Source organism: Phocaeicola salanitronis DSM 18170 (genome assembly GCF_000190575.1).
GTDB classification, from domain to species: domain Bacteria; phylum Bacteroidota; class Bacteroidia; order Bacteroidales; family Bacteroidaceae; genus Phocaeicola; species Phocaeicola salanitronis.
This window is the reverse complement of sequence record NC_015164.1, coordinates 2937718-2959862: the sequence shown is the minus strand read 5'-3', so window position 1 is coordinate 2959862 and position 22145 is coordinate 2937718. Positions and strand designations below refer to the sequence as shown.

Annotated in this window: 15 protein-coding genes; 4 read left to right on the top strand and 11 right to left on the bottom strand. The window is 50.6% G+C overall.

The window, feature by feature from the left end; all coding sequences use genetic code 11:
• Window positions 1–55 precede the first annotated feature (55 nt).
• The 9 genes from BACSA_RS12755 to BACSA_RS12715 form a co-directional block, all read right to left on the bottom strand.
• Window positions 56–1378 (bottom strand): sigma-54-dependent transcriptional regulator, encoded by a 1323-nt coding sequence (locus BACSA_RS12755; protein ID WP_005861689.1) that lies wholly within the window; start codon window positions 1376–1378, stop codon window positions 56–58.
• The gene (locus BACSA_RS12750) at window positions 1371–3689 is read right to left on the bottom strand and encodes a hybrid sensor histidine kinase/response regulator (RefSeq protein ID WP_005861691.1); all 2319 of its coding nucleotides are present in this window, start codon (window positions 3687–3689) and stop codon (window positions 1371–1373) included. Before BACSA_RS12750 ends, BACSA_RS12755 begins: the two co-directional genes overlap by 8 nt.
• Window positions 3689–5614, bottom strand: a complete 1926-nt coding sequence (tet(Q), locus tag BACSA_RS12745; protein ID WP_005861693.1) for a tetracycline resistance ribosomal protection protein Tet(Q) — start codon at window positions 5612–5614, stop codon at window positions 3689–3691. Before tet(Q) ends, BACSA_RS12750 begins: the two co-directional genes overlap by 1 nt.
• A 655-nt stretch (window positions 5615–6269) precedes the next feature.
• A complete protein-coding gene (locus BACSA_RS12740; protein ID WP_013618485.1) occupies window positions 6270–12101 on the bottom strand; it encodes an N-6 DNA methylase in 5832 nt (1943 codons plus the stop codon).
• On the bottom strand, window positions 12091–12543 hold the full coding sequence (locus tag BACSA_RS12735) for a DUF1896 domain-containing protein (protein ID WP_009292480.1): 453 nt from the start codon (window positions 12541–12543) through the stop codon (window positions 12091–12093). The genes BACSA_RS12740 and BACSA_RS12735 overlap by 11 nt, the downstream gene beginning before the upstream one ends.
• A 239-nt stretch (window positions 12544–12782) precedes the next feature.
• Window positions 12783–14873 carry a type IA DNA topoisomerase gene (gene topB, locus BACSA_RS12730; RefSeq protein WP_008672316.1) on the bottom strand — a complete coding sequence of 697 codons (2091 nt, stop codon included), beginning with the start codon at window positions 14871–14873 and terminating at the stop codon, window positions 12783–12785.
• Window positions 14874–14935: 62 nt separating this feature from the next.
• Window positions 14936–16504, bottom strand: a complete 1569-nt coding sequence (locus tag BACSA_RS12725) for a DUF3945 domain-containing protein (RefSeq protein WP_005861701.1) — start codon at window positions 16502–16504, stop codon at window positions 14936–14938.
• Between the two features lie 19 nt (window positions 16505–16523).
• Window positions 16524–16874: a helix-turn-helix domain-containing protein gene (locus BACSA_RS12720; RefSeq protein ID WP_005861703.1), complete on the bottom strand. Its 351-nt coding sequence runs from the start codon at window positions 16872–16874 to the stop codon at window positions 16524–16526.
• 2 nt (window positions 16875–16876) lie between these two features.
• Complete coding sequence (locus BACSA_RS12715) at window positions 16877–17233, bottom strand: helix-turn-helix domain-containing protein (protein ID WP_005861705.1); 357 nt, start codon at window positions 17231–17233, stop codon at window positions 16877–16879.
• Window positions 17234–17435: 202 nt separating this feature from the next.
• On the opposite strand from BACSA_RS12715, the gene BACSA_RS12710 reads away from it, so the two are divergent.
• Both BACSA_RS12710 and BACSA_RS12705 read left to right on the top strand, forming a co-directional pair.
• Window positions 17436–17735 (top strand): helix-turn-helix domain-containing protein, encoded by a 300-nt coding sequence (locus tag BACSA_RS12710; RefSeq protein ID WP_004291426.1) that lies wholly within the window; start codon window positions 17436–17438, stop codon window positions 17733–17735.
• A gap of 31 nt (window positions 17736–17766) precedes the next feature.
• The gene (locus BACSA_RS12705; protein WP_005861708.1) at window positions 17767–18072 is read left to right on the top strand and encodes a helix-turn-helix domain-containing protein; all 306 of its coding nucleotides are present in this window, start codon (window positions 17767–17769) and stop codon (window positions 18070–18072) included.
• Between the two features lie 77 nt (window positions 18073–18149).
• Here BACSA_RS12705 and BACSA_RS12700 read toward each other — a convergent pair whose 3' ends face one another.
• Both BACSA_RS12700 and BACSA_RS12695 read right to left on the bottom strand, forming a co-directional pair.
• On the bottom strand, window positions 18150–18512 hold the full coding sequence (locus BACSA_RS12700; protein ID WP_005861710.1) for a hypothetical protein: 363 nt from the start codon (window positions 18510–18512) through the stop codon (window positions 18150–18152).
• Between the two features lie 12 nt (window positions 18513–18524).
• A complete protein-coding gene (locus BACSA_RS12695) occupies window positions 18525–19760 on the bottom strand; it encodes a site-specific integrase (RefSeq protein ID WP_005861712.1) in 1236 nt (411 codons plus the stop codon).
• Between the two features lie 358 nt (window positions 19761–20118).
• Here BACSA_RS12695 and lgt point away from each other — a divergent pair, with 358 nt between their 5' ends.
• Window positions 20119–20949 carry a prolipoprotein diacylglyceryl transferase gene (gene lgt, locus BACSA_RS12690; protein WP_013618484.1) on the top strand — a complete coding sequence of 277 codons (831 nt, stop codon included), beginning with the start codon at window positions 20119–20121 and terminating at the stop codon, window positions 20947–20949.
• 234 nt (window positions 20950–21183) lie between these two features.
• Window positions 21184–22068, top strand: a complete 885-nt coding sequence (locus BACSA_RS12685; RefSeq protein ID WP_013618483.1) for an Rpn family recombination-promoting nuclease/putative transposase — start codon at window positions 21184–21186, stop codon at window positions 22066–22068.
• Window positions 22069–22145 lie beyond the last annotated feature (77 nt).

Below are 22145 nucleotides of genomic sequence, written 5' to 3'. Positions count from 1 at the left end.
ATCGCCGTTTTTCTCAAATGTTATGCAAAGATAGCCAAATTCAGTGAATTACGGGCTATGATTGCTTGAATTTATATTTAAGTCCATACTCTTCAAGTTTGCTGTATAGTGTTGTTCTGCCTATTCCGAGCAGTTCTGCGGCGACACTCCGGTTGCCGTTTGCCTGTTTCAACGCCCGTAATATCCGTTCCTTATCCTCCACGTCATTGCGCAGGGCGAAACTGACGTGTGAGGTAGGTTTGATTACGGCAAGCTCCAGATGTTCTTTCGTCGCCACACCTTCCTGCGCTTGCAATACAGCTCCCATTATCTTTTGCCGAAGTTCCCGCACGTTGCCCGGCCATGCGTGTGTCAGCAACGCTTTACGTGCTTCGGAACTGAAACCGCTCACATTGCATTCCAATTCCTTGTTGGCTATCTCGCGGAAGAACTCCGCCAACGGCAAGATGTCCTCCTGACAGTCACGCAAGGGCGGAACGGTTATCCCGAAGTCATGCAGACGGTAAAACAGATCCTGCCGGAAACGCTTTTCACTCACTGCCGCCTCCAGATCCTCATTGGTGGCGGCGATGATGCGAACATTGAAACTTCTGTCCGATTTGTCACCGATCGGGCGATACCGCCTCTCTTGTATGGCACGGAGTAACATCTGTTGGGTTTCTAACGCAAGGTTGCCCACCTCGTCCAGAAACAGCGTGCCGCCTTCCGCTTCATAGAAATACCCTTTCTTGGTACTATCCGCACCCGTGAACGCGCCCTTGACGTGTCCGAAGAAAGCTGATGGTGCAAGCTCTTTAGTGAGTGAACCGCAGTCCACCGCCACGAATGGCTTGCCTGCCCGTTTACTTTTGTCGTGCAGGTGGTGGGCAATATGTTCTTTACCTGTTCCGTTCTCTCCGAATATCATCACGCTCATATCGGTAGCGGCTACCAGCCTTATACGGTGCATGATTTTCTGAAAGGCGGAACCTTCACGGGCAAACACGGGCATACGGCGTTGTCCCGCCTGTCGTTCTTTCTGTATGGAACGGAGAAGAGGGACCAGTTTATCCTCCACAAGCTGTTTGGGGATATAGTCTATCGAACCGAGCTTCATGCTTTCCACTGCGGTATGCACTTCGGCATAGTCGGTCATGATAATGAAGGGTTGCATCTTTCCCTCCTTTCGCATCCAGCGCAAAAGGTCTATACCGTTACCGTCAGGCAGACGCAGGTCGGCAACCACGATGTCATTATCCGTTGCCTGTTGCAGATGTTTCTTCGCGGTTGAGAGATGGTAAGCCTTCATAGTGTGGTAGCCCTCCCGTGACAGCATATTGCAGACATATTCGCAATACACAATGTTGTCTTCCACCACAATTATTTTTGTCTTATCCATCTTCGTATTTTCTCCTTTCCTTTTCTGCCAACCGGATTATTTCCGCTCCTTTTTCCAACACGGCAGTCACAGCACGGCTTAACGCTTCACCATCCGGGAGTGTATCGCCATGAAGCAATCCGTAAAGTTCCCTTAGCGGTTGGTCGGCACGTAGTACTTCCCACGAGCTGCGCAGGTGGTGTGTAAGAGAATCCAGCTTTTGCAGGTCTTTCTCTATTGCCGCATCCTGTACCGCCTGCATCTCTTTTTCAGTTTCCGTCATCAACTTATCCAGCATGACGGCTTCATTGCCGTAAGACAGCAAGGCTGAAAAATCAGGTTCTCCGTCCGGTGTCGCTTTTATGGCACATTTGTCGGAAACTTCCATCAGTTCCGATATGGAGAACGGCTTGAACAGGCATCCGGCAAAGCCTTTTGCCAATAGTTCCCCTTTGTTACAACTGCCCGAAGCGGTTGCCACAACCACCGGGATTGTTGGTGAATTGCCCACGTTGGACGAACGCAACAGTTCCAGCAATTCGAAACCGTTTATACCGGGCATATTCAAGTCTGTCAGCAACAGGCTGTATTCTTTCTGGCGTATCATTTCCATCAGTGCCGCAGCATCGGTGCAAGTGTCGCAGTGTATTCCTTCTTGGGAATACATCTCTTTCAGCATCAGAAGTAATACCTCATCATTGTCAATAGCGACAACATCATGGAATTTATTGTTATGATAAACAGGTGTATCGCTTGTATATCCAAGCTGTTCTTCAGCTTCCTGCATAGAAATTTCAACTGTGAAACGACTGCCTTTCCCTTTCTTGCTGTCCAAACGGATTGTTCCGCCAAGCATCGACACAATATTACGCATTATGGCAAGCCCAAGCCCGAAACCCTCCTTTGCGGCGGCATTTGATAGACGTTCAAACGCACCGAACGCTTGTTTCTGTTCCTCTTCTGTCATGCCTGTACCTGTATCTTCAACGACCAGTGTCAGAACTCCATTATCATATTCAGTAATCAAAGAAACACCGCCTTCTTCTGTGAACTTGACAGCGTTTGACAGCAGGTTATTCCCGATTTGTATTATTCGCTCTTTGTCGGTCAATACAATGGCATCGTGTCCAGTCTTCACGGACAAGGACAGCCCTTTGTTCACGGCAACAGGCATGAACTCCGTTTCAAGTGTGTGCGTGATTGCAGAAATCCGGCAGGGTGACAGACGGGGCTGTTCCTTGCCGTTGTCCAGGCGGAAGAAGTCAAGCAAAGTGTTGAGCATATCCCGCATACGGTCGGAGGATTGCAGTATATTTTGGATATATTGCCCATTATTACCGCTATTGCATTCTTTCCGCAAAAGTTCGGTATAGCCGGTTATTGCCGTCAGTGGTGTACGCAACTCATGGGTAATAGTATGTACCGCTTTCTTTCGGGAGGTTATGAGTACCTCATTTTGTTGCATGGACTGTTCCAATTGCTCGATCAAATCCGTTGTCTTGCGTTTGTATCGTTTAATGTTCTTTGCATCACGGTGTATGATGATATAGGAAATGACCAACAGCAAAAGAACAAATCCCATCAAGCCGCCTATCTGCATAAATGATTTTTTACGCATGGCTGTTATCTCGCTTTCTCTATTTTGTAAATCAGATTGTACCTTCTTTTCGATTTGGCAAATCAATCCTTGCAGTTGTCTGTTAAGTTCTGCATTACGGGCAGCAAGACTATCGGCTTGTTCTGACAATCGACGGCTCTGCGCTTTCTGTTCGTTGACCATGTTTCTATTGGATGAACGGAGCGTAGTCGTTGTTGTCGTTGGCTTCGTTCCCTCTTTTTTGCCGAAGATGCTCAAGAAACCTTTTCGTTTTGGCTTTTTGGACTGTTCCTGCACACTTTTCTGCACAATAACCGGAATTTGATTGGCTATCTTCTTGTTAATAGATTGTTGTTCATCCATTAACCGGACTATCTGGAACATCTGTCGTTCCTTATCCTCTAAAAGACTGCGCACACTATCGATGCGCTCTGCTGGATAGGTGACCTTGAAACGGCAGAGCATACTGTCCATTGCCATACGCCGTGCATGGTAATGCTCGATATCTTTATCGTTCCATTCCAGTATCGTTTCACCCAATAGAGAAAATTTTATCATTTGAATATTGATATTGTTTATTTCTTTTCGGAGCTCGTCTATTTTTTTATTGCCAAGTTCTAATGCTTCTATCTCCTGCCATTCATAGAGGCTATTATATGCCATACATCCGATAAGAATGGAGATAAGTATATATCCCAACCGTATTGCCTTATAGAAATTTCCTGACCGCTCCATTATTTTGATGACATTGTTTTTTGAAACATGAATAAAAGTTTATCGTTTTCGTTCATGCGGATATTATCAGAATAACCGCCTTTTGTTATTTGATACCCGCATGGCTTAACCATAAAAATGCCTAAGCCCTTAGTGTATGAACTTATTTCTGAGGCATAGTCTTTACTTGTATTTAATGGAACTTTCCCTTTAATATGACACCACTCATTATTGCAACTGATGTCTTCAATCTCAGACATCATTTTTTGCAAATCTGTAATAGCTTTGGAACTTGCCTCCTGGGGTATCTGCAACTCAAAATATAGCATCGGTTCGAGAATGTCCACACCTGACTGTTGCAAAGCCAGCCTGAAGACATAAGGGGTCAGCTGCCTGAAATCAGCAGGTGTACTTACCGGGCTATAATATTCGGCTTGAGTAAAAGTCACTTTCAGATCTGTCACTTCCCATCCATGTAATCCTGATTGGCAAGACATACGGATTCCTTCAAAAACGGCATTTTGAAAAGAATGGTTCAGATAACCATAGGAGATGTCACTTTCGATCTGCAACCCTGTCCCTAACGGCAAGGGTTCAAGAGTCAGCCCTATTGTGGCCCAATAAGGGTTGGGTGGCACTTCGATCTGAATAATCTTATTGACCTTTTTTACAGGTCGTTCTTTGTAGATAGTCTTGATCTCATCAAAATGGATCTTGACGGAAAACCGTTCTTCCAGCAATGTCTGTATGATTTCCTTTTGGGTCAAACCATATAACGAGATTTCCAATTCATCGCTATATGAGTTTATGGAAAAGGACAAAGACGGGTCTTCAATCCACAATGTATTCAGAGCGGATATAACCTTGCTCCTCTCTTCGGGCTTGTCTGGCCGGACGGAGGATTTGAGAGCGGGATGCTGATGAGATAATCCTTGAATCAAACAAGGCTCAGCACCTAAATAATCTCCGATTCGAAAATCTTCCATATCCTCTACAATCGCGATATCATTGGCACCCACTTCATCAACATTTATCTCTCTGCCCTGATAAATAGTTTTCAGATTTTTAATCTTGATGGATTTTTCCGAATCGTTGATTCTTACAACGTCTCTAAGTCTCAGACTTCCGTCAATTATTTTTAGAAAACTTCTTTTATGTCCTTTGGGGTCATGCTCTATCTTATAGAGATAAGCTGAAAGTCTGTCTGAGACTGATGCCGGAGGAAGTATAAAAGAAGTGATGGCGTCCATCAACTCATTGATGCCGATATTGAACATTGCTGATCCATGTAGCACCGGATAGACTTTGGCTTTTGCCACAAGAGCGATTATCGTATTCCAATAATCAGTCGGTGGAATTTCGCTATCCGCCAAATATCGTTCCAATATGTTGTCGTCATGGTCGCATACAAATTCTTTGTATTCTTCCTTTATATATGTTTGGGAGCAAACTGGATAAACCGATCCATCGACAACAGTTTGCATACACAGGACATCTTGCGACAGATTTGTTTTTATATCCAGATACAAACGCTCCAAATTCACACCGGCACGGTCAATCTTATTGATAAATATAATTGTCGGGATTTGCAGCTTCTGTAAAGTATTGAACAGCAACTTTGTCTGCGCTTGTATGCCTTCCTTTGCGGATAAGATGAGGACTGCTCCATCAAGCATTTTGAATGTCCGCTCCACTTCCGCAATAAAATCCATGTGTCCCGGAGTGTCAATGATATTGCATTTCACCCCGTTCCAGATAATAGATGTCGTAGAAGCCCGGACAGTAATTCCTCTACGTTTCTCTATATCCATAGAGTCTGTTATGGTGTCACCATTATCCACACGGCCGCACTTTTCCGTTGCTCCACTGGCAAACAGCAGATTCTCGGTTACGGAAGTTTTTCCTGCATCAATGTGAGCAAGAATTCCTAAATTTATAATATTCATTTGGATTAAGCAATAATATACTACATTAGATGCGTTGTCGAAACGCACCTTTTAATACCTCCTCGTAGCATGTGAGAACTACAGGATTACTAACTCGTATTAATATGTATATTATTACTGCCGCATAACGATTACAAAATTAAGAAAAAAAATATATCTAACAAAAGTGGGAGGATTTTTTAACTTTTTACCATAGACATTTTATTAGGGAAGCGTAGGTTCAACTGGTAAGTACAAATAAGTAGAAATGTTTGAACAACACCGTTTTAGGAAGTTGAAAAATCAAGTTTCTCTCTCGGTATAGCGTTTATTTTGGCCAATATCTTCTTTAGTTTGGCATTTGAGTATTTCCCATTCGTGTTCTATTTAGCTCCTTTTATGAGTATGTAGCAAGTTGCTTATCAAATTCAGCCTCTTTGAGGGTCAAATATGGTTTTGCAAATGGTGACTGACAAGACATAAACAAGGTCAGCAGGAATTTTTTACATAAATGGACATGAATGTATATAACCTAAAATAAGAATAAATTTTAATAAGGGCTGCCCAAAAAGAAAAAATGCAGTTACCATCCTACAGATACTTGCAGAGAGGATAAAATTTACTTTTAGACCTTTTGGGATAGCCCCTATTAATACTTCAGATAAAATTCCTAAGGTTATATTTTCAATCCTTTGAACCGGGTTTCCTCCTTGGCATACAGCCCCGGATGCCCAGTTATGGTGTGATTGGGGATAATACTTTCCGATGGATTGCGTATCTGCGGCGGTGCATTTTCGGAATATTGCGCCTGCCTGTTCCGCACATCTTCCGCTTCCGGCTTGACCTGTTGCCCTTCGTTCTCCTTTTCGGCGACTTCGGGCGTGGGCGGCGCAAGTTCCAGTTGTATTTTTCGGTCAAGTGCGGCAAGTTCAGACTTCAATTGTTTCAGTTCTTCCTCCTTCTTCCACACCTTGCCCGCTATCTCCTGCAACTGCGGTATCTCACGTTCCAGCACTTCATTCTTAGTCTTGTACTGGTCGATGATGGAGGGGATGCGCTCCAAAGCGTTGAGGAAATTGCGGGCGGCGGCCAACGGGTCAGCCATTGCCAGATGTCCGTTGTTATAGGTGTACTTGTAGTTCCCCTCTACCACGAAGCGGTTGTCGGTAAACTCCAATCCCTCTTTGAGTATCCTCTCGCTCACCACCTTTATCGGAAAACCGTAAAGTTCTCCGACCTGTGTGTAAAGCCCGCCCGTAGTGGCGTTTTTCGCTATCTCCTGCAAACGCTTTCCGATAACCTTCTCATCGGTGGAATCCACACCGTCCACCTTTATTATATTAAGGCGGTTGCCCTCCCTGTCGGTCTGCGCCACCGAAAGGAAGCGGTTCCAGTCCTCCGTCATGGCATCTATGACAGCCGTGTTGTTACGCAACTCGGCTGTCTTTGACTCCAGCTTGAACTCCGAATCACGCCTGCCCTTGTTGAAAGACTTGCGTTCCCCTTCGAGCGAGGCGATACGTTTTTCCAGTTTCGCCTTGTCCAGCAGGTCGGTGTTGCCGGATAGCAACGCCATGTACTCCGAGAAGTTCATGCCCGATTTTTCGTCCATAGCCCCCTCGTCGATGGTACGTGCACCCATCGCACCGCTTTTAAGCTGGCTGATGAAAGTCTGCTTGCAATGCAGGAGGTTGAACTTGTAGCTGTCCAGTGACTTCTCCACCGCGTAGATTATTACGTCCACGTTGTTCCCGGCGAAATGCTTGGCAATTTCGTTTCCGGCTCTAACTCCGCGTCCGTCACGCTGTTGCAGGTCGGACGGTCGCCACGGTGTATCAAGGTGATGGATAGCCACACACCGTTTCTGTGCGTTCACACCCGTTCCGAGCATGGAGGTGGAGCCGAACAGCACACGCACCGTTCCGGCATTCATGGCGTCTATCACCGCCTTCCGAGCCTTGTCGGTCTTGCACTCCTGAATGAAGCGCACCTCGCTTGGCGGTATGCCGTAGTCCTCCGTCAACTTGCGCTTGATTTCCGAATAGACGTTCCACCCGTCTCCCGGCTGGTATGTCCCCAAATCAGAGAATACGAACTGCGTTCCCTTCTGCGCGTCGTATTTTTGGTAATACTCCGCAATCATCTTGGCACAGTGACTCGCCTTGTTGTCGGGGTGGTCTTCATAATTCGGGTCTATCATACGCATGTCGAGTGCCATCTTGCGGGCATAGTCCGTGGCGATAAGCATCTTCGCCTTTTCCTCCGTTTCCGAAAGCGGCAGTCTGCCCAACAGGGTGGCATCGCCAGTCTTTGCGAACTGCATCAGTTTCTGTATGAAGTCCTCCTGTTCCGGCGTTGGCGGTATGTGGTGCAGTATCTCGTTCTTGGCAGGGCGGTCAACGCCCACATCCTCCGCCGTGCGGTAGTCCGTGATTTCATTATAGAAGGCGGCAAGCTCCGGCACTTTGATGAAGTAGCGGAAACGCTCCTTCTGGACCACATTGTTCGTCACGTTAAATTCAAAATCCGTCGTCTTCTTGGCAAATATCGCCGCCCAAGCGTCAAAACACCTTATGTCCTGCCGTTCCAGCTCCTTCGGGCGCAGGTACTTGAACAGCAGGTACAATTCAGTCAGTGAGTTGCTGATAGTCGTGCCGGAGAGGAAGGTCGCACCCAAGTCTTTTCCTGTGCGCTCCTGTATGGTGCGTATGGCAAAGAGCATGTTAAGTGCCTTCTGGCTTCCCTCGCTGTTTCCCAGCCCCGCCACACGGTCATGGCGCGTGTTGAACGTCAAGTTTTTGAACTGGTGCGATTCATCAATGAAGATGTGGTCGATGCCCATCTGTTTGAAATCCACCACGTCGTCCGTGCGTGACTTTATGGCGTGTTCCACCTTCTCCAGCTTCGCTTCAAGGTTGTGCTTGCGCTTCTCCAGACCTTTCAGCATCGCCCGCGACACGTTCTTTCCCTGCTGGCGCAGCACTTCGAGGTTTTCCTCCACCGTGTCAAGTTCCGCTTGCAGGATGCGTTGCTGCAACTCCGGCGACTGCGGTATTTTGCCGAACTGGTCGTGCGACATGATGACACAATCGTAGTCGTTGTTCTTGATGTTGTTGAAGAAACGCACGCGGTTGGCGGTCGAAAAGTCCTTTTCCGAAGCGTACAGAATACGCGCATTGGGATATGCCGCCTGATAGGTGGCAGCAATCTCCGCGACATTGGCTTTCAACCCGATAATCATCGGCTTGTGCGCCAGGTTCAGACGTTTCATTTCATGCGCTGCAATACACATTATCAGCGTCTTGCCGGTTCCAACCTCGTGGTCGCAAATTCCGCCGCCGTTCTGCTTGAGCATCCAGACGCAATCCATCTGCGAGGGATAGACGCTCCTGATGCCCCGGCTTGCCAGCCCTTTCAGATTGAGGTCGGGGAAAGTCTGGTGCGAGCCGTCATACTTCGGGCGTACGAAACAGTTGAACTTGCGGTTATACATCGTCGTCAGCCGTTCCTTGAACTGCGGCGACTGCTCTTCGAGCCATTCGGAGAAACCGTTTCGTATCTCGTCAATCTTGGCGTTGGCGAGTTGTATTCCCTCGCTGTCGCGCACCTTGATGTCGTTGCCATGCTCGTCCTTGCCGATGGACTTCATCATGTCGGGGCAGGTGTTGTGCAGGGCATGTTTCAGGAGGTGCATACCGTCATAACTGCGGTAATAGCCCTTCACGCAGAACTCGTCCCATATCTTGAAGTTCTTGTGGCTGCACGCCACCGAAAACTCGTCCATGCTTGCGGAGTAGGCGATTTTCACCTCCGTGTCGAACAGACGGCTCATGTAGGCGGCATAGACACCCGTCGGAATCCATCGTTCCCCGAAGTTGAAATCAAGGTCTTCGAAGGCGATGCGCGGCGGTTCGGCGTCTTTCAAGGCTTCCAACGCCTGTTTCACTTCAGGCATACGCTCATTTTCGGGATTGTCACCAATCCAAGCCTCTATGCGTTCCGCCTTCTCTATCACGTTTCCGGCTATGAAACGGTCTTTGATCTCGTAACCGGTCACGAGCGGATTGTAATAGATACGTCCTTGCAGGGCTGTGAGCAACTCCTCCGCCGTGCTGTCGGTTATCTCCCGCATATAGTCGAGATCGACCGTGCCGAACTTGTTGAGCGACGCGGACAGTGCTTCTTCAGGAGAGCCTACGTTGGCATGGCTCTCCACCGCGAAGGAAACGGGACGCTCGAAGATGTCCGCCTTGACAAACTTTCCGTTCTTCACCCGTTCCAGCGAAAGGATGTCACGCCCGCCCGCGTCCATTATCACCAGCTTCACGTTCTGCTTGGCGTTGAGGTTGCCGTAACGCATGACGAACTCATCGTAACAGGTGTTCAGATGCTCACGCCACTGGACATTTGCTTCGTGCAGGTTCGATTCATAGCGGTACAGCCGCTCGTAGGCGTCACGGAGTAAAACATACTGTAACGCCTTCTCCTTCTGGTAGCCTTTCAGGTCGAGCGGCTGGAATGTAGCCCCGTATGGTGTGATGTCCTTCAGATAGCCGATGTTATGACGTCCCCAATCTGTCACTAACGACCCTTCGCGCAGGTGCATCTCCGGCGTGCGGTGGTAGGCACGCGGCGTAAGGTCCACGACTTCCTCCTTCGGCTTTTCCGGTTCGATGTCGGGAAAAAGGGAAGTCGCCACCGCTTCCGGTGGAGCAGCGGTAGCGGCAGGTGTGGCGGCAACCTCCGGCTGTGTTTTCTCCTGCCGGGGGTGTTCACGTGGTACTTCCGGCGTGACCGTCGCAACCGTTCTGTTTTCCTGTTTCTCATTATGCTGCCTTGCCAGCTCCCGAAGTTCCTTCCTGCGCTCCGGCGTGAGTCCCATCATCATCTCGTAGAAGCCGTTGATGGGAGGATTGGTTTCCCAGTCCAGCTTTGCATAGATGTCGTCCGGGTCGGCAGGCTTGGCGGCACTGTCCGCTTTCGCCTCTTTGTTTTCCGTAACATTCTTAGGGGTGGAAGCCGTCGGCACAGCCGTAACATTCTGTGTGGTCTGCACCTGCGACTTGGGCGTAACGCGCCTTGCCGGGCTTTCCTTTTTCGCCGTTTTTTTCTTTTTGGCGGTTTTAGGCTGGCTGACCTCTTCCGTCATGCCCCAGAGGTCGAGCAACGTGAGCTGCACTCCGGCGGAATATTTCGGACGAGGTTCTATCTCCGGCTTTTCCTCTGCGGATTGCGGTTTCTCCGTCGGAGTTTCCACCGCTTGTGCCGGAGGTACCGTTTCCAATTTTATGGCAGGACGCTCCATTTCCTTTTGTACGGCAACCCTCTCTTCCGTTCCCGCCTGCCGGATTGTTCCCGAATACAGGCGCATGGCGAGCCTGTAATGGAAATCCTCGTCAAGCATACGGCGCAAGTCCCCGGCTATGCCTGCGGTCTTGCCCTCGTGCAGATAGACCATAGCGGGTTTCCCGTAGGGGTCTGTGTCAAGTTTCGCCGTCGTATGCACGATGCGTTCCGGGTGGTGGATGAAATAGGCGTTGTCGGTCAGGTCGGTTTTCGTGTCCGTCTGTATCACGGTCATCAGCCGCTCGTCCTGCGACATTTCCTTCTTGCTGAGGTTCTTTTGCAGGACAATCAGGTCACTGCCCACTTCTGTCCCCGCGTTGTCCGTGAACAGGTTGTTGGGCAGGCGTATCGCAGATACCAGATTAGCCTGACTGAACAGCTCGTTACGCACGGAGGTCTTGCTGCTGTTCAATACCCCTTGCGAGGTGATGAACGCCACGATACCGCCGTTACGCACGGCATCCAGTCCTTTGAGAAAGAAATAGTTGTGGATGGCTTTCTGTGCCGATCGTCTGCCGAAGGACCCACTCTTTTCAAATTCCGCGTCGAACACGGCAATGTCACCGAACGGAATGTTGGACATCGCCAAGTCGAAATAATTGTTGAACGGTCTTTCGATTTTCTCAAAACCGCAGGTGCGCGTTTTCTTGTCGGGATAGAGATGCCGCAGGATTGTACCCGTGAGCAGATCCTTCTCGAAAGCCATCACGTCCGCACCGGGGCTGTGCCGTAGCACGGAATCCACGAACACGCCGACACCTGCCGACGGTTCGAGCATACGGGTGGGACGGACGCTGTAATCCGCCAGCACGTCCGCAAGGGTGTCGGTTATCTCTTTGGGGGTGTAGAAAGCGGTCAGCACGGACGCTTTCAGCGAATCCACAAACCGCTTGTACTCCGTTTCGTCATTGCTGTTCTCACGGATAAGCCTGTGCAGCTCCACCGTCGGGGCGAACAGTTCGAGGTCGGATTTCGCCCACCGGACGGCATCCGTCAGTTCCTTCGCAGGGTTGAGGATACATTTCAGACCGCCGAAACCGCAGTACCTTTGGAGTATGGCACGCTCTTCGGTTGTCGCCGTTCTCTGTTCCCTGTCAAGGATGAATGCCGTCCGTATCGCCTCGATGTTGTCCCGCAGTTTCTGTTTGCGGTTAAACGCCATATTCGTCTAAGTAAAGGACGGTTGCCCCCGTCAGCTCCGTGTAGAGCAGGTCGTAATCGGAAGACAGGGCGAAGTTGTCGTCCGAGAGGTCATAGACGGAGAACACGTTGCCGACAAGCGGCAGGAGTTTATGGATAAAGGCTTCACGCTTCTCTTCCGGCACTTCATCGGAAAACTCGTTCTCCACGACTTCGCGGAGGATGTCGTAACGGGAATAACGCAGCCCGCGCAGCAGCGTGTCCATAGCCAGTTCCTGCGCACCGTCGGCGGGATAGCCTTCGAGCCGAGCCTTTTCATACGTTTCGGCGGCACGGTCGGCGCGTTCCCGTATGAAAGCAGTGTCATCAGCCTGTTCAAACTTGTTCGTGCGGAGATAGTCCAGCAGGTACAGACCGTAATAGGAAAAGTCGGCCTGACCCTCGTTTTTCTTCTTGTTGTTCATTACTTTGGAGTTTAGTGGATTGATATTTAACGGGATAATCGGTTGAAAAAAGGAAGAAAAAGGCACTCGGTATCCCTCCGAGTGCCACCACTAAATCCAAAGTATGAGTGTAATCCGGTATTGAAGAACAATTCATTACTCTGAACAAGTGGCAAAGTTAGTGCAAATCGAAGACAATACGAAAAAAACTTGTTTGTTTCTATTGTTGAGATGCAGCCTAACTTATCAAAAGTTAGTGATTATTTCCTTTTTTTCGGATAGGAAGACTTGCATTTCTTTTCCGGGAACACGAACGTCGTGTTATAATCCCCGTCAAAGGCGACTATGGCATCGAAGTTCTTGCCCTGCTTGCTCTTGAAGCCTTTGAGCAGCTTGGTGTGCCCGTCAGTGAGCAGGTCTTTTATTTCATCGTCGGACAGGGTGCGTCCCGCTTTCAGCCGGAACACGAGAAGCCCGCACTCCGTGTTGTCGCAGCGTACCACCTTGCCGTAGAACCGCATCCTGCCCGTGCCGCACTTGGGACACGCGCAACCGGAATCGCGGCTGCCGAAGAGTTTGTCGCATGAGAGCAGTTCGGAGGTAATCTCCCGCGTGTACGCCTCTATCTTTTTGCGGAAGGTATCGGCGGACAGCTCCCCACGCTCGATGCGTGCAAGTTCCTTCTCCCATTCGCCTGTCATGGCGACATCGGCGATGCGCATCGTCTTCACCACGGAATTGAGTGCAAGCCCCTTTTCAGTGGGGACAAGCGATTTCTTGCAGCGTTCCATGTAACCGCGCTTGAAGAGCGTTTCGATGATGGAGGCGCGTGTGGCGGGAGTACCGATGCCGCAGTCCTTCATCGCCTGCCGCAGTGCGTCATCCTCGATTTCCTTGCCCGCCGTTTCCATTGCGGACAGCAGGGTGGCTTCGGTATGTAGCGGCTTGGGCTTGGTCTTCCCTTCTGTGATGGAAGAGGCTTTCAGTGTCAGCGTGTCGCCTTCCTGCCAGCCGGGGATAGTGGTTTCATCCTTGTTTTCCTCGCCATAGACGGCACGCCATCCGGCTTGCCTGATGACGCTGCCTTTCACGGTAAACTCCACTCCGGCACATTCCGCCATGACAGCAGTCACGTCCTTGACGCATTTTTCGGAGAATGCCTCTATCATGCGTCCGGCAATCATCTGATAAATGGTGCTGTCCTCTTTGGAGAGGAAGAGCGGTTTCTCTCCCGTGACGAGCAGGGCATGGTGGTCTGTTACCTTGCCGTCATCCACGCTGCGGCGTGTCGGGATGGCTTTTGCCCGCACCTTGTCTTTCCATTCGGGCTGCGTGCCGATAAAGGCGAGCAGCTTGGGGATTTCAGCGAACACGTCTTCGGGAATGTAGCGGCTTCCCGTTCTCGGATAGGTTATCAACTTCTTCTCGTAGAGCTTCTGCGCGATTTCAAGCGTCTGTTCCGCCGTGAAGCCGTGCTTGGCGTTGGCTTCTTTCTGGAGCGTGGTCAGGTCGTACAGCAACGGGGTATCCTCCGTTTTCTCCTTGCGCTCGGCTTTCGTTACCGTTGCGAAGCCTGTCGCCTTTACCTTATTATATAGCTCCGTTGCCGGTTCTTTCGACTTCCATTTTTCAGAGGATGAGAATTTCACGACCTTGCCGTCGCAACCGTCCGTTGCGATATGGAGCTGCCAGAAGGCTTCGGGCGTGAAACGGCGGTTCTCCCAGTAGCGTTCACACACCATCGCCAGCGTGGGTGTCTGCACCCGTCCGACGGAATACGTGCCGTGTCCGGCGGCGATGGAGAGTGCCTGCGTGCCGTTGATGCCCACGAGCCAGTCGGATTCGCTTCGCGCTTTGGCGGCGAGGTATAGGTTGTCATACTTGCCGCCGTCTTCGAGGTTGCGCAATCCCTCGCGGATAGCCTTGTCGGTGAGCGAGCTTATCCACAGGCGCACGAAAGGAGTGGTACTGCCCGTGTAGTGGTAGAGGTAGCGGAAGATAAGTTCACCCTCGCGTCCGGCATCGGTCGCCACGATGATTTGTTCGCTTGCATCGAACAGTCTTTTGATGACTTTTATCTGCGACACCACGCCGCTGTCGGGCTTGTAGCCCTTCTCTGTCCTGACCTGACGGGGGACGAGCGTGAAGGTGTCGGGGATAATCGGGAGGTTGTCACGGACGAATCCGCGCACGCCGTAGCCGTCAGGCATGGCAAGCTGGACGAGGTGTCCGAATGCCCATGTCACGGCATAGCCGCCTCCTTCGAAATATCCTTCCTCTCTTTTTGTCGCGCCCACGATGCGGGCGATTTCACGTGCCACGGAGGGCTTTTCTGCAATGATTGTCTTCATGTTTTCTTGCTTTTGTTGTTGATACTTTGGATTTTATTTTGGATTCAGTGGCGGACACGGGATTACATTTTCATGCCCTTGCCCGTTTTCTTCGGTTTGTCCTGCTGCTGTTGCTGGCGGGCGGTCTTCGGGGCTGTCTGACCTTTCTGCAAAGGCTCTTTCAGGTTCTTTGTCGCCTCGTTGGTCTTGCCCTCGTTGTTCACCGCCACCTGCGTGCGGCTCTCGTTGGACGGGGCGACCTGCTGCCCGACATCGGGGTTCGTGTCGTAGCGGTATGGGCGTCCCTTCTCCGGGTTGAACTTGATATACATCGTGGCATGGAAGCCCTGCTTGTCGGTCACGTTCTCCAGCTTCACGGCCTTGCCCGCCACATAGTCGGCTTTCTGCTGTTCGGTGAAGTTCACGCCGCTCCATTTGCTGATGGGGCGGATGCTGCCGTCCTCGTTCGTCCACGTGTTGCGGCGTTGCTCCTTCTTGGTCTGGTCGGCATTTTCCCCGCCTTGCGCCTGATTTTTCGAGGTGTCGCCTTTGGTTTCCTGCGTCTGTGCGGTACGGGGTGACTTGCCGGTTCCCGGCACGAACTCCACGCCGCGCTGCTCCACGTTCACTTGCAGGGTGGTGACGAACTTCCTGCCATCGTTGCGCTCGATGAGCTTGTCGCGCACGGGCAGTCCGGCGCGGAGCATGTCCCGTTCCTGCGCGGTGATTTCCGTCTTGCCGATGCGCTCCGGGATGCGCACCTTGCTCGCCGGAATGTCCGTGATTTCATTCGTCTTGCGGTCGATGCTGATGTAGGAGGGGATGATTTCGCCCGTTTCCCTGTCCACAATGTCCACGACCCTGCCGAGGTTGCCCGTTTCGCGGAGGTTCTTCCGGTCATTGTCGGAGAATTTGTGTTCCTTGTACTCATCTAACTTCTGCTCCTTGCGGATGAAGTGCGGCACGAGGCTGACATTCCCCTCGCCGTCCTTCTTGAAGGAGAGGCGGGCGTCCAGCTCGAACGATTCGCCGCCGAAGGTCGGTTTGACCTTCACCAAGTCGGACTTGCCGTAGTGGAGCATCTTCGTAAGGTCACCGGACTTTTCAAGGTCGTCACGCTTCACGCCCCATCTGTCCTCCAGTTCCTGCCAGTTGATTTTACTCTCGTCGATGGGCCGGTAGCCCCGTTTGCCCTGCGTCTGTTCGGAATTGTCCTGTTGCTGTTCTTTCTGTTGTTCCATGTTCTCCTGTTTTTGAGGTTCTTGTTTCTCTGTCTGTTGCGCAGCTTGCTCTTCCATCACCTGCTGTTGATAGGGGAAGGTGTCGATTTTGTGCGGTGCGAGGATTTGTTTGTTCTGGTACGGATGCTGGAGCAGGTCTTTCATCACGCCCAGCATGGAATCCACTTGGTCCGCCGCGATGCGGTAGAAACCGAAGCGGCTGGGTTCCTTGCACTGCCGGAAGAAGTTCTTGAAGAAGTTGTCCAGCACGTCGCCATGTCGGTCGAATTGCAGGAAACTCTGCGCGTTCTCCGCTTTCGCGGGGGTGCGTTTAGGTGTACCGTCTGCGTTCAGCCCGGCTACCACGCTAATCTCGCCCGTCTTCTCGTCACGGACTACCAGCACGTCCTTTTCGTCTTTTTTCTTTGCCATCTAAAAATGTTTTAATGGGTTATTTATGAAAGAAATTATGGATACGAGCCTTGTAGAAGGCTATATCTTCTTTTTTGAAGTCCTTGATATGGTTGGAAAGGAATGTCAGCACATCCTCCTCGCTGTAATAGGTTTTCTTGCCCAGTGTCTTGTAGGGCAATGCACCGACGCTGCGGTAGCGTTGCAGTGTGCGCTTGCTTATCTGGAGCAGCATGCACAGGTCCTGATTGTCGAAAAGGTGGATGCTTTCCGTGAGGGCGGGCTGTCGTTCCTCCGTCTTTATTGCCAGCAGCAGTTCGTCCTGACGGTCGAGCCGTTCCATCAGCTTCTGCATCCAGCCCTCGAAGATGTTTCGTGTGAGCAGTTCCATAGCTATGTCCTCCTTCCTTTGGGTGTGCCTCCCGTTCGTAGCGTGTGGTTGCGTTTCAGCTCCTGCGGTGTCGCGGCGTCCTCGTTGACGGTACACTCATCAAGCAGGCGGTCGATTTCAGACTGCCGGTAGCGGCATTTACCGCGAAGCACGACATAGACGATGCGTTGCTCGCTGCGCATACGCTGGAGGGTGCGGGTACTCACGTTAAGCAGCTGCGCCGCCTCGCGTGTGGTGAGCAACCTGTCGGACGATGCCGCTTTCTTGTCGCCGGAGGCGGCACGGACGTGTGCCGCAATCTCCGCTATCTGTTCCGTCAATGACCGGAAGACGGAACTTTCCATCGTTATCACTTTCATATTCAGTCCTTTCTTTTTGTTTCTGCGGCAAAATTCGGCAATAAACAAAAGGGGCTTTAACAACTCACTACGTGACTCACGTAAGATTTTTACGGAAGATGGCTCCATAACCCGGTCAAACGGCGCAACAGGCAGCCTTTCAGCGGAAAACGGTACGTGTTAAGGGCTGCATCGTTACCTTTGCGGGCAAACCGGTAATTGCATGAATATGGAAATAGTATCTATCGAGAAAAAGACTTTCGAGATGATGGTGGCGGCATTCGGCGCACTCTCGGAGAAGGTCGCCGCCCTGAGGCGCAAAAGCGACACGGGGCGCATGGAAAGATGGCTCACGGGCGAGGAGGTCTGCGGGCAGTTGAGAATAAGCCCGCGCACGTTGCAGACGCTGCGCGACAGGCGGCTTATCGGCTACTCGCAGATAAACCGCAGGTTCTATTACAAGCCGGAGGAGGTGAAGCGGCTGATACCGCTTGTCGGCACGCTCTATCCGCATGGCAGATGATTTGATTTATTCACCCACTGAATCCGAAGTTATGATGAACGAGACCAACGATGTTTTTACGATGGAAGACGAGCCGATAGCCTCTGTGATGCAGGATATGCGCAAAGGCTCTAAATGGCTGTCCGCATTTCTGGAAAGTTACCGTCCTCCGCTGGACGGGGAGCGTTACCTGACGGACGGCGAGGTGGCGGAACTGCTCCGTGTGAGCCGACGCACCTTGCAGGAATACCGCAACAACCGCGTGTTGCCTTTTATCCTTTTGGGAGGGAAGGTGCTTTACCCGGAAACGGGGCTGCGCGAGGTGCTGGAAGCGAACTACCGCAAGCCGCTGGAGTGAGGCGGTTGCATGAAAAAGTAAACGGGCGACACCTTTTGTGGTGCTGCCCGTTTACTTGTCTTATGGGGAATCTGTTTTTAACAGTACCCGACCTTTCCGTTCTGAATGAACATCACGTATGCCTGCCGGTTATCTTTTGAGAGTGCCTTTCCCACCAGCCATGTGCGGAACAGGTGGGTGTTGTAGGTGTTCAGCCGGAAAGCGACCGGGATGATGATTTCAAGCGCGTACACGTCCGCGTACAGCCCGTTTTCAAGCTGCATGTAGCGACACAACTCGTAGTCGTTAAGCACGTCCGACTTGCGGACTGCTTTGATGGCAGCGTTCACTGCCGGGACGGTCGTATGGAACAGTCCGGCGATTTCGGTGGCGGTCATCCACACTTCGTTACCGGTTACGCTGACCGCCTTGTCCTCTATGATGATTATGTCACGCTTCATGGCTTCTCTTTTTTAGATGGTACAACCTGCAAATTCCTCAATGCCGTTCAACCTTGCCGCAAGGATCTCCATGTCTTGATTGAGTTTTTCTTTGGTTATCTTCGCGTAAATCTGCGTTGTCTTTATGCTCTTGTGTCCGAGCATAGAACTGACCGTTTCGATGGGTACGCCGTTGGAGAGAAATACCGTTGTGGCCGCCGTGTGGCGGCTCTGATGCCACGTGATATGCTTGGTGATGCCGCAACGCTTGGCGACGGCACGGATACCGGCAAGGCACGTGTTGTAATGCGGGACGGGAAATATCCTGCCGTTCTCGCACAGTCCACGGTATTTGCCGATTATGCGGTTGGCGATGTCAAGCAGGCGGATGTTGGACACCACGCCCGTTTTCTGGCGGTTGATGTTTATCCACTCGTGTTCATCGAAATAGGTGCGGATATTCTCTTCCGTGAGGTTGCGCATATCCGAGAATGACAATCCGGTGAAAGCGCAGAACAGGTAGAGGTCACGGTACAGTTCCTGTTTGGCGTTTTTCAGTTTGCCCTCCATCAGCAGGCGGATTTCCTCTTTGGTAAGGAAACTGCGTGTCGTTTCCTCCTTCTTGATTTCATACTCGCGGAACGGGTCGCGCGTCAGCCACTCGTTGTTGATGGCGATGAATACCATCGTCCGTAGCGGGCAGACGTACAACCAGACGGTATTGGTGCAACAGTGCTTGTCCGTGCGCAGGAACATCTCGAAGTCGGAGATGAAAGCCGGGGTAAGCTCTTTCAGGGCGATGTCCTTCACATGGTAGCGGATGTCGAGGAACTCTTGCAGGTGCTTGTAAACGATACGGTACTTTTCCAGTGTGCCTTTGGCTTTCATGCCTGCCTCCACCTGTTTCTCATAGTCCTCGTTGTGCTGGCGGAACACCTGCATCAGCGTGTGATAGCGGTGTTCCAGTCCGAGAAAGGCGTTTTTCACCTTTTCCGCCGTGACGAAGTTGTCACGCTCCATGATTTCCTGATAGTGTCTGTTGATGCGTACCCGCATTTTGTCAAGCATACGGTTCGCTTCGAGTGCCGCCGTGCTTCTGCCCGTGACACGTCCCCCTTTGGTGTCCCACAGTTTCGGATCGACAGTCAGCTTGCAGCTGAACTGCGTCTGGCTGCCGTCCACCGTGATGCGTCCCATGACGGGAACTGTCCCGTCTTTTTTCACTACCTGACGCTTGAGATAGTAGATTACTGAAAATGTACTCTTCATCGTCCTTAATTTTTTTGGTTTCAAAATTAGTTGGTGAAGAGTCCGGTGTCGGTACGCAAAACGGGGAGGAACGGCGCAATCTTTTTCCGTAAGCAAATTTTTCGCGTGAGTTGTCGGTAACTCACTATTCCTTAGCGTCTTGTTTCGTCATCCGTACCCGTTTGTCGCATTTTCGGGCATGGTTACGAACAAGTAACGTTGCGGCGTCAGGATTTGGCTTTGGCAGGGATTGTAATGGCTTCACGAATTTTCGCCACTTCAACTAAAACCCTTGTAACTCAATTCTATCACTATATCTTTCCGCATTTCACTTTTTTGTAGTAACTTTGCAACCGTAATTACATAAAAGGAAAAGACGATGACGTTAGCAAGCATAGTATGGGATGTAGATCCTGTTTTGGTACATTTGGGACAGATTGAACTCCGCTGGTATGGACTGATGTGGGGATTGGGGTTTATTTTGGCGTACGAGATTGTATCGCGCCTGTTCAAGAAAGAAGGGTATCCCGACAATTGGGCAGACAAGCTCTTTGTATATTGCATTGTAAGCAGTGTGGTCGGTGCCCGGCTGGGACATTGCCTGTTCTACGAGTGGGACTATTACAGTGCCAATCCGGCAGAGATTCTGAAGATATGGAAAGGCGGGCTTGCCAGCCATGGAGGCGTGTTCCTCCTGATACTGGCATTGGTATGGTATTCCAAGAAAGTAACCAAGAAAAGCGTCTGGTGGCTTTTCGACCGGATGATTCCCGCCGTAGCTGCCGTATGTTTTTGCATTCGGTTCGGAAACTTAATGAATTCTGAAATCTTCGGCTATCCTACCACGTTGCCTTGGGGCTTCGAGTTTGTCCGTTCGCGCGAGTGGCAGGAACTGTATAATCAGAACGGTGTGGCGCAGGCGTGTCATCCCACGCAGATTTATGAAATGCTTTATTGCCTGGCGGCTTTCATCGTTTCGTGGGTGATGTATCATAAATACCATTTGCAGAAATACGTAGGGCTGATTACAGGCGTATCCCTGTTGATATTCTTCGGCTCCCGTTTCGGGCTGGAGTTCATGAAGAATCCGCAGGTTGCCGAAGAGGTCAGCATGACGCTCAATATCGGACAGCTTCTCAGCATTCCACTGATTTTATTGGGAATCTTCCTCATTGCGACTTGTAAAAAACGGAAAGCGGATTGGAGATAAGCCTGCCTGCATCCTGCAGGGCTTCCACATCCACACTGAAAATCTACCGAGACGGGATAAATACCATCGAAACCGCAAATATTAAACCGAAGAAGGAAGGCGCAACGACCCTACATGGCAATTGGGTGGAATACGGATATTCAATAAACTTTTCAAAAGAATGCTGAAAATGGAGGAGGTATCCACGGAAATCCGTATTTTTGCAAAAAGCCAACCGCTAAATGTTTTTTGATTATGAGATACCTTAATCCCAAAGCAGACCTTACCTTCAAGAAAGTGTTCGGAGAACATCCCGACTTGATTATCAGTTTCCTGAACGCATTGCTCCCATTCGAGAAACCCGAAGAAGAGATTACACAGGTGGAATACCTGAACCCCGAAATGGTTCCGCAAACGCCTTTCCACAAAGACAGCATCGTGGACGTGCGATGCAAGGACCAAAGCGGAAGGCAGTTCATCGTAGAGATGCAGATGATGTGGACTTCGGCATACAAGCAGCGCGTCCTGTTCAACGCGTCGAAAGCATACGTCAGCCAGCTGGACAAGGGGAAAGACTACGAACTGCTGCAGCCCGTCTACTCGCTGAACCTCGTGAACGACACCTTCTCGGACAGCAAAGGGTATTACCACGACTTCCAGATTGTGGAAGAAACCGAGACCAGGGAAGTCATCGAAGGGCTGCGGTTCATCTTCATCGAACTCCCCAAGTTCACGCCGGACAACTACCAAGGCAAGAAGATGCAGGTGCTTTGGCTACGCTACCTGACCGAAATCAACGAAAAGACACGCGAGGCACCGGAAGAGCTGATGGAGAATCCCGAAATCAAGAAAGCCGTAACCCAACTGGAAGAATCCGCCTTCAGCAAAGAACAGCTCCTCGGATACGACCACTTTTGGGATGTGGTTAGCACTGCAAAAATGCAAATCAGCAGCTCACGTAGAGAAGGATTGGAAGAAGGAAGAGCTGAAGGATTGAAAGAAGGAGAAAAAATCGGTATTGAAAAAGGAGAAAAGAAAAAAGCAATTGAAATGGCGCAAAGCCTGAAGGCTAAAGGAGTTGCAATCAGCATAATTGCTGAATGCAGCGGATTGTCCGAAAAGGAAATCAACAGCTTGTAGGTTAGTTGTTAAGTTTTTAGTTCTTGAGTTTTTAAGTTCGTAAGTTCTTGAGTTAAGCATCAGAGAAACTTAAAAAC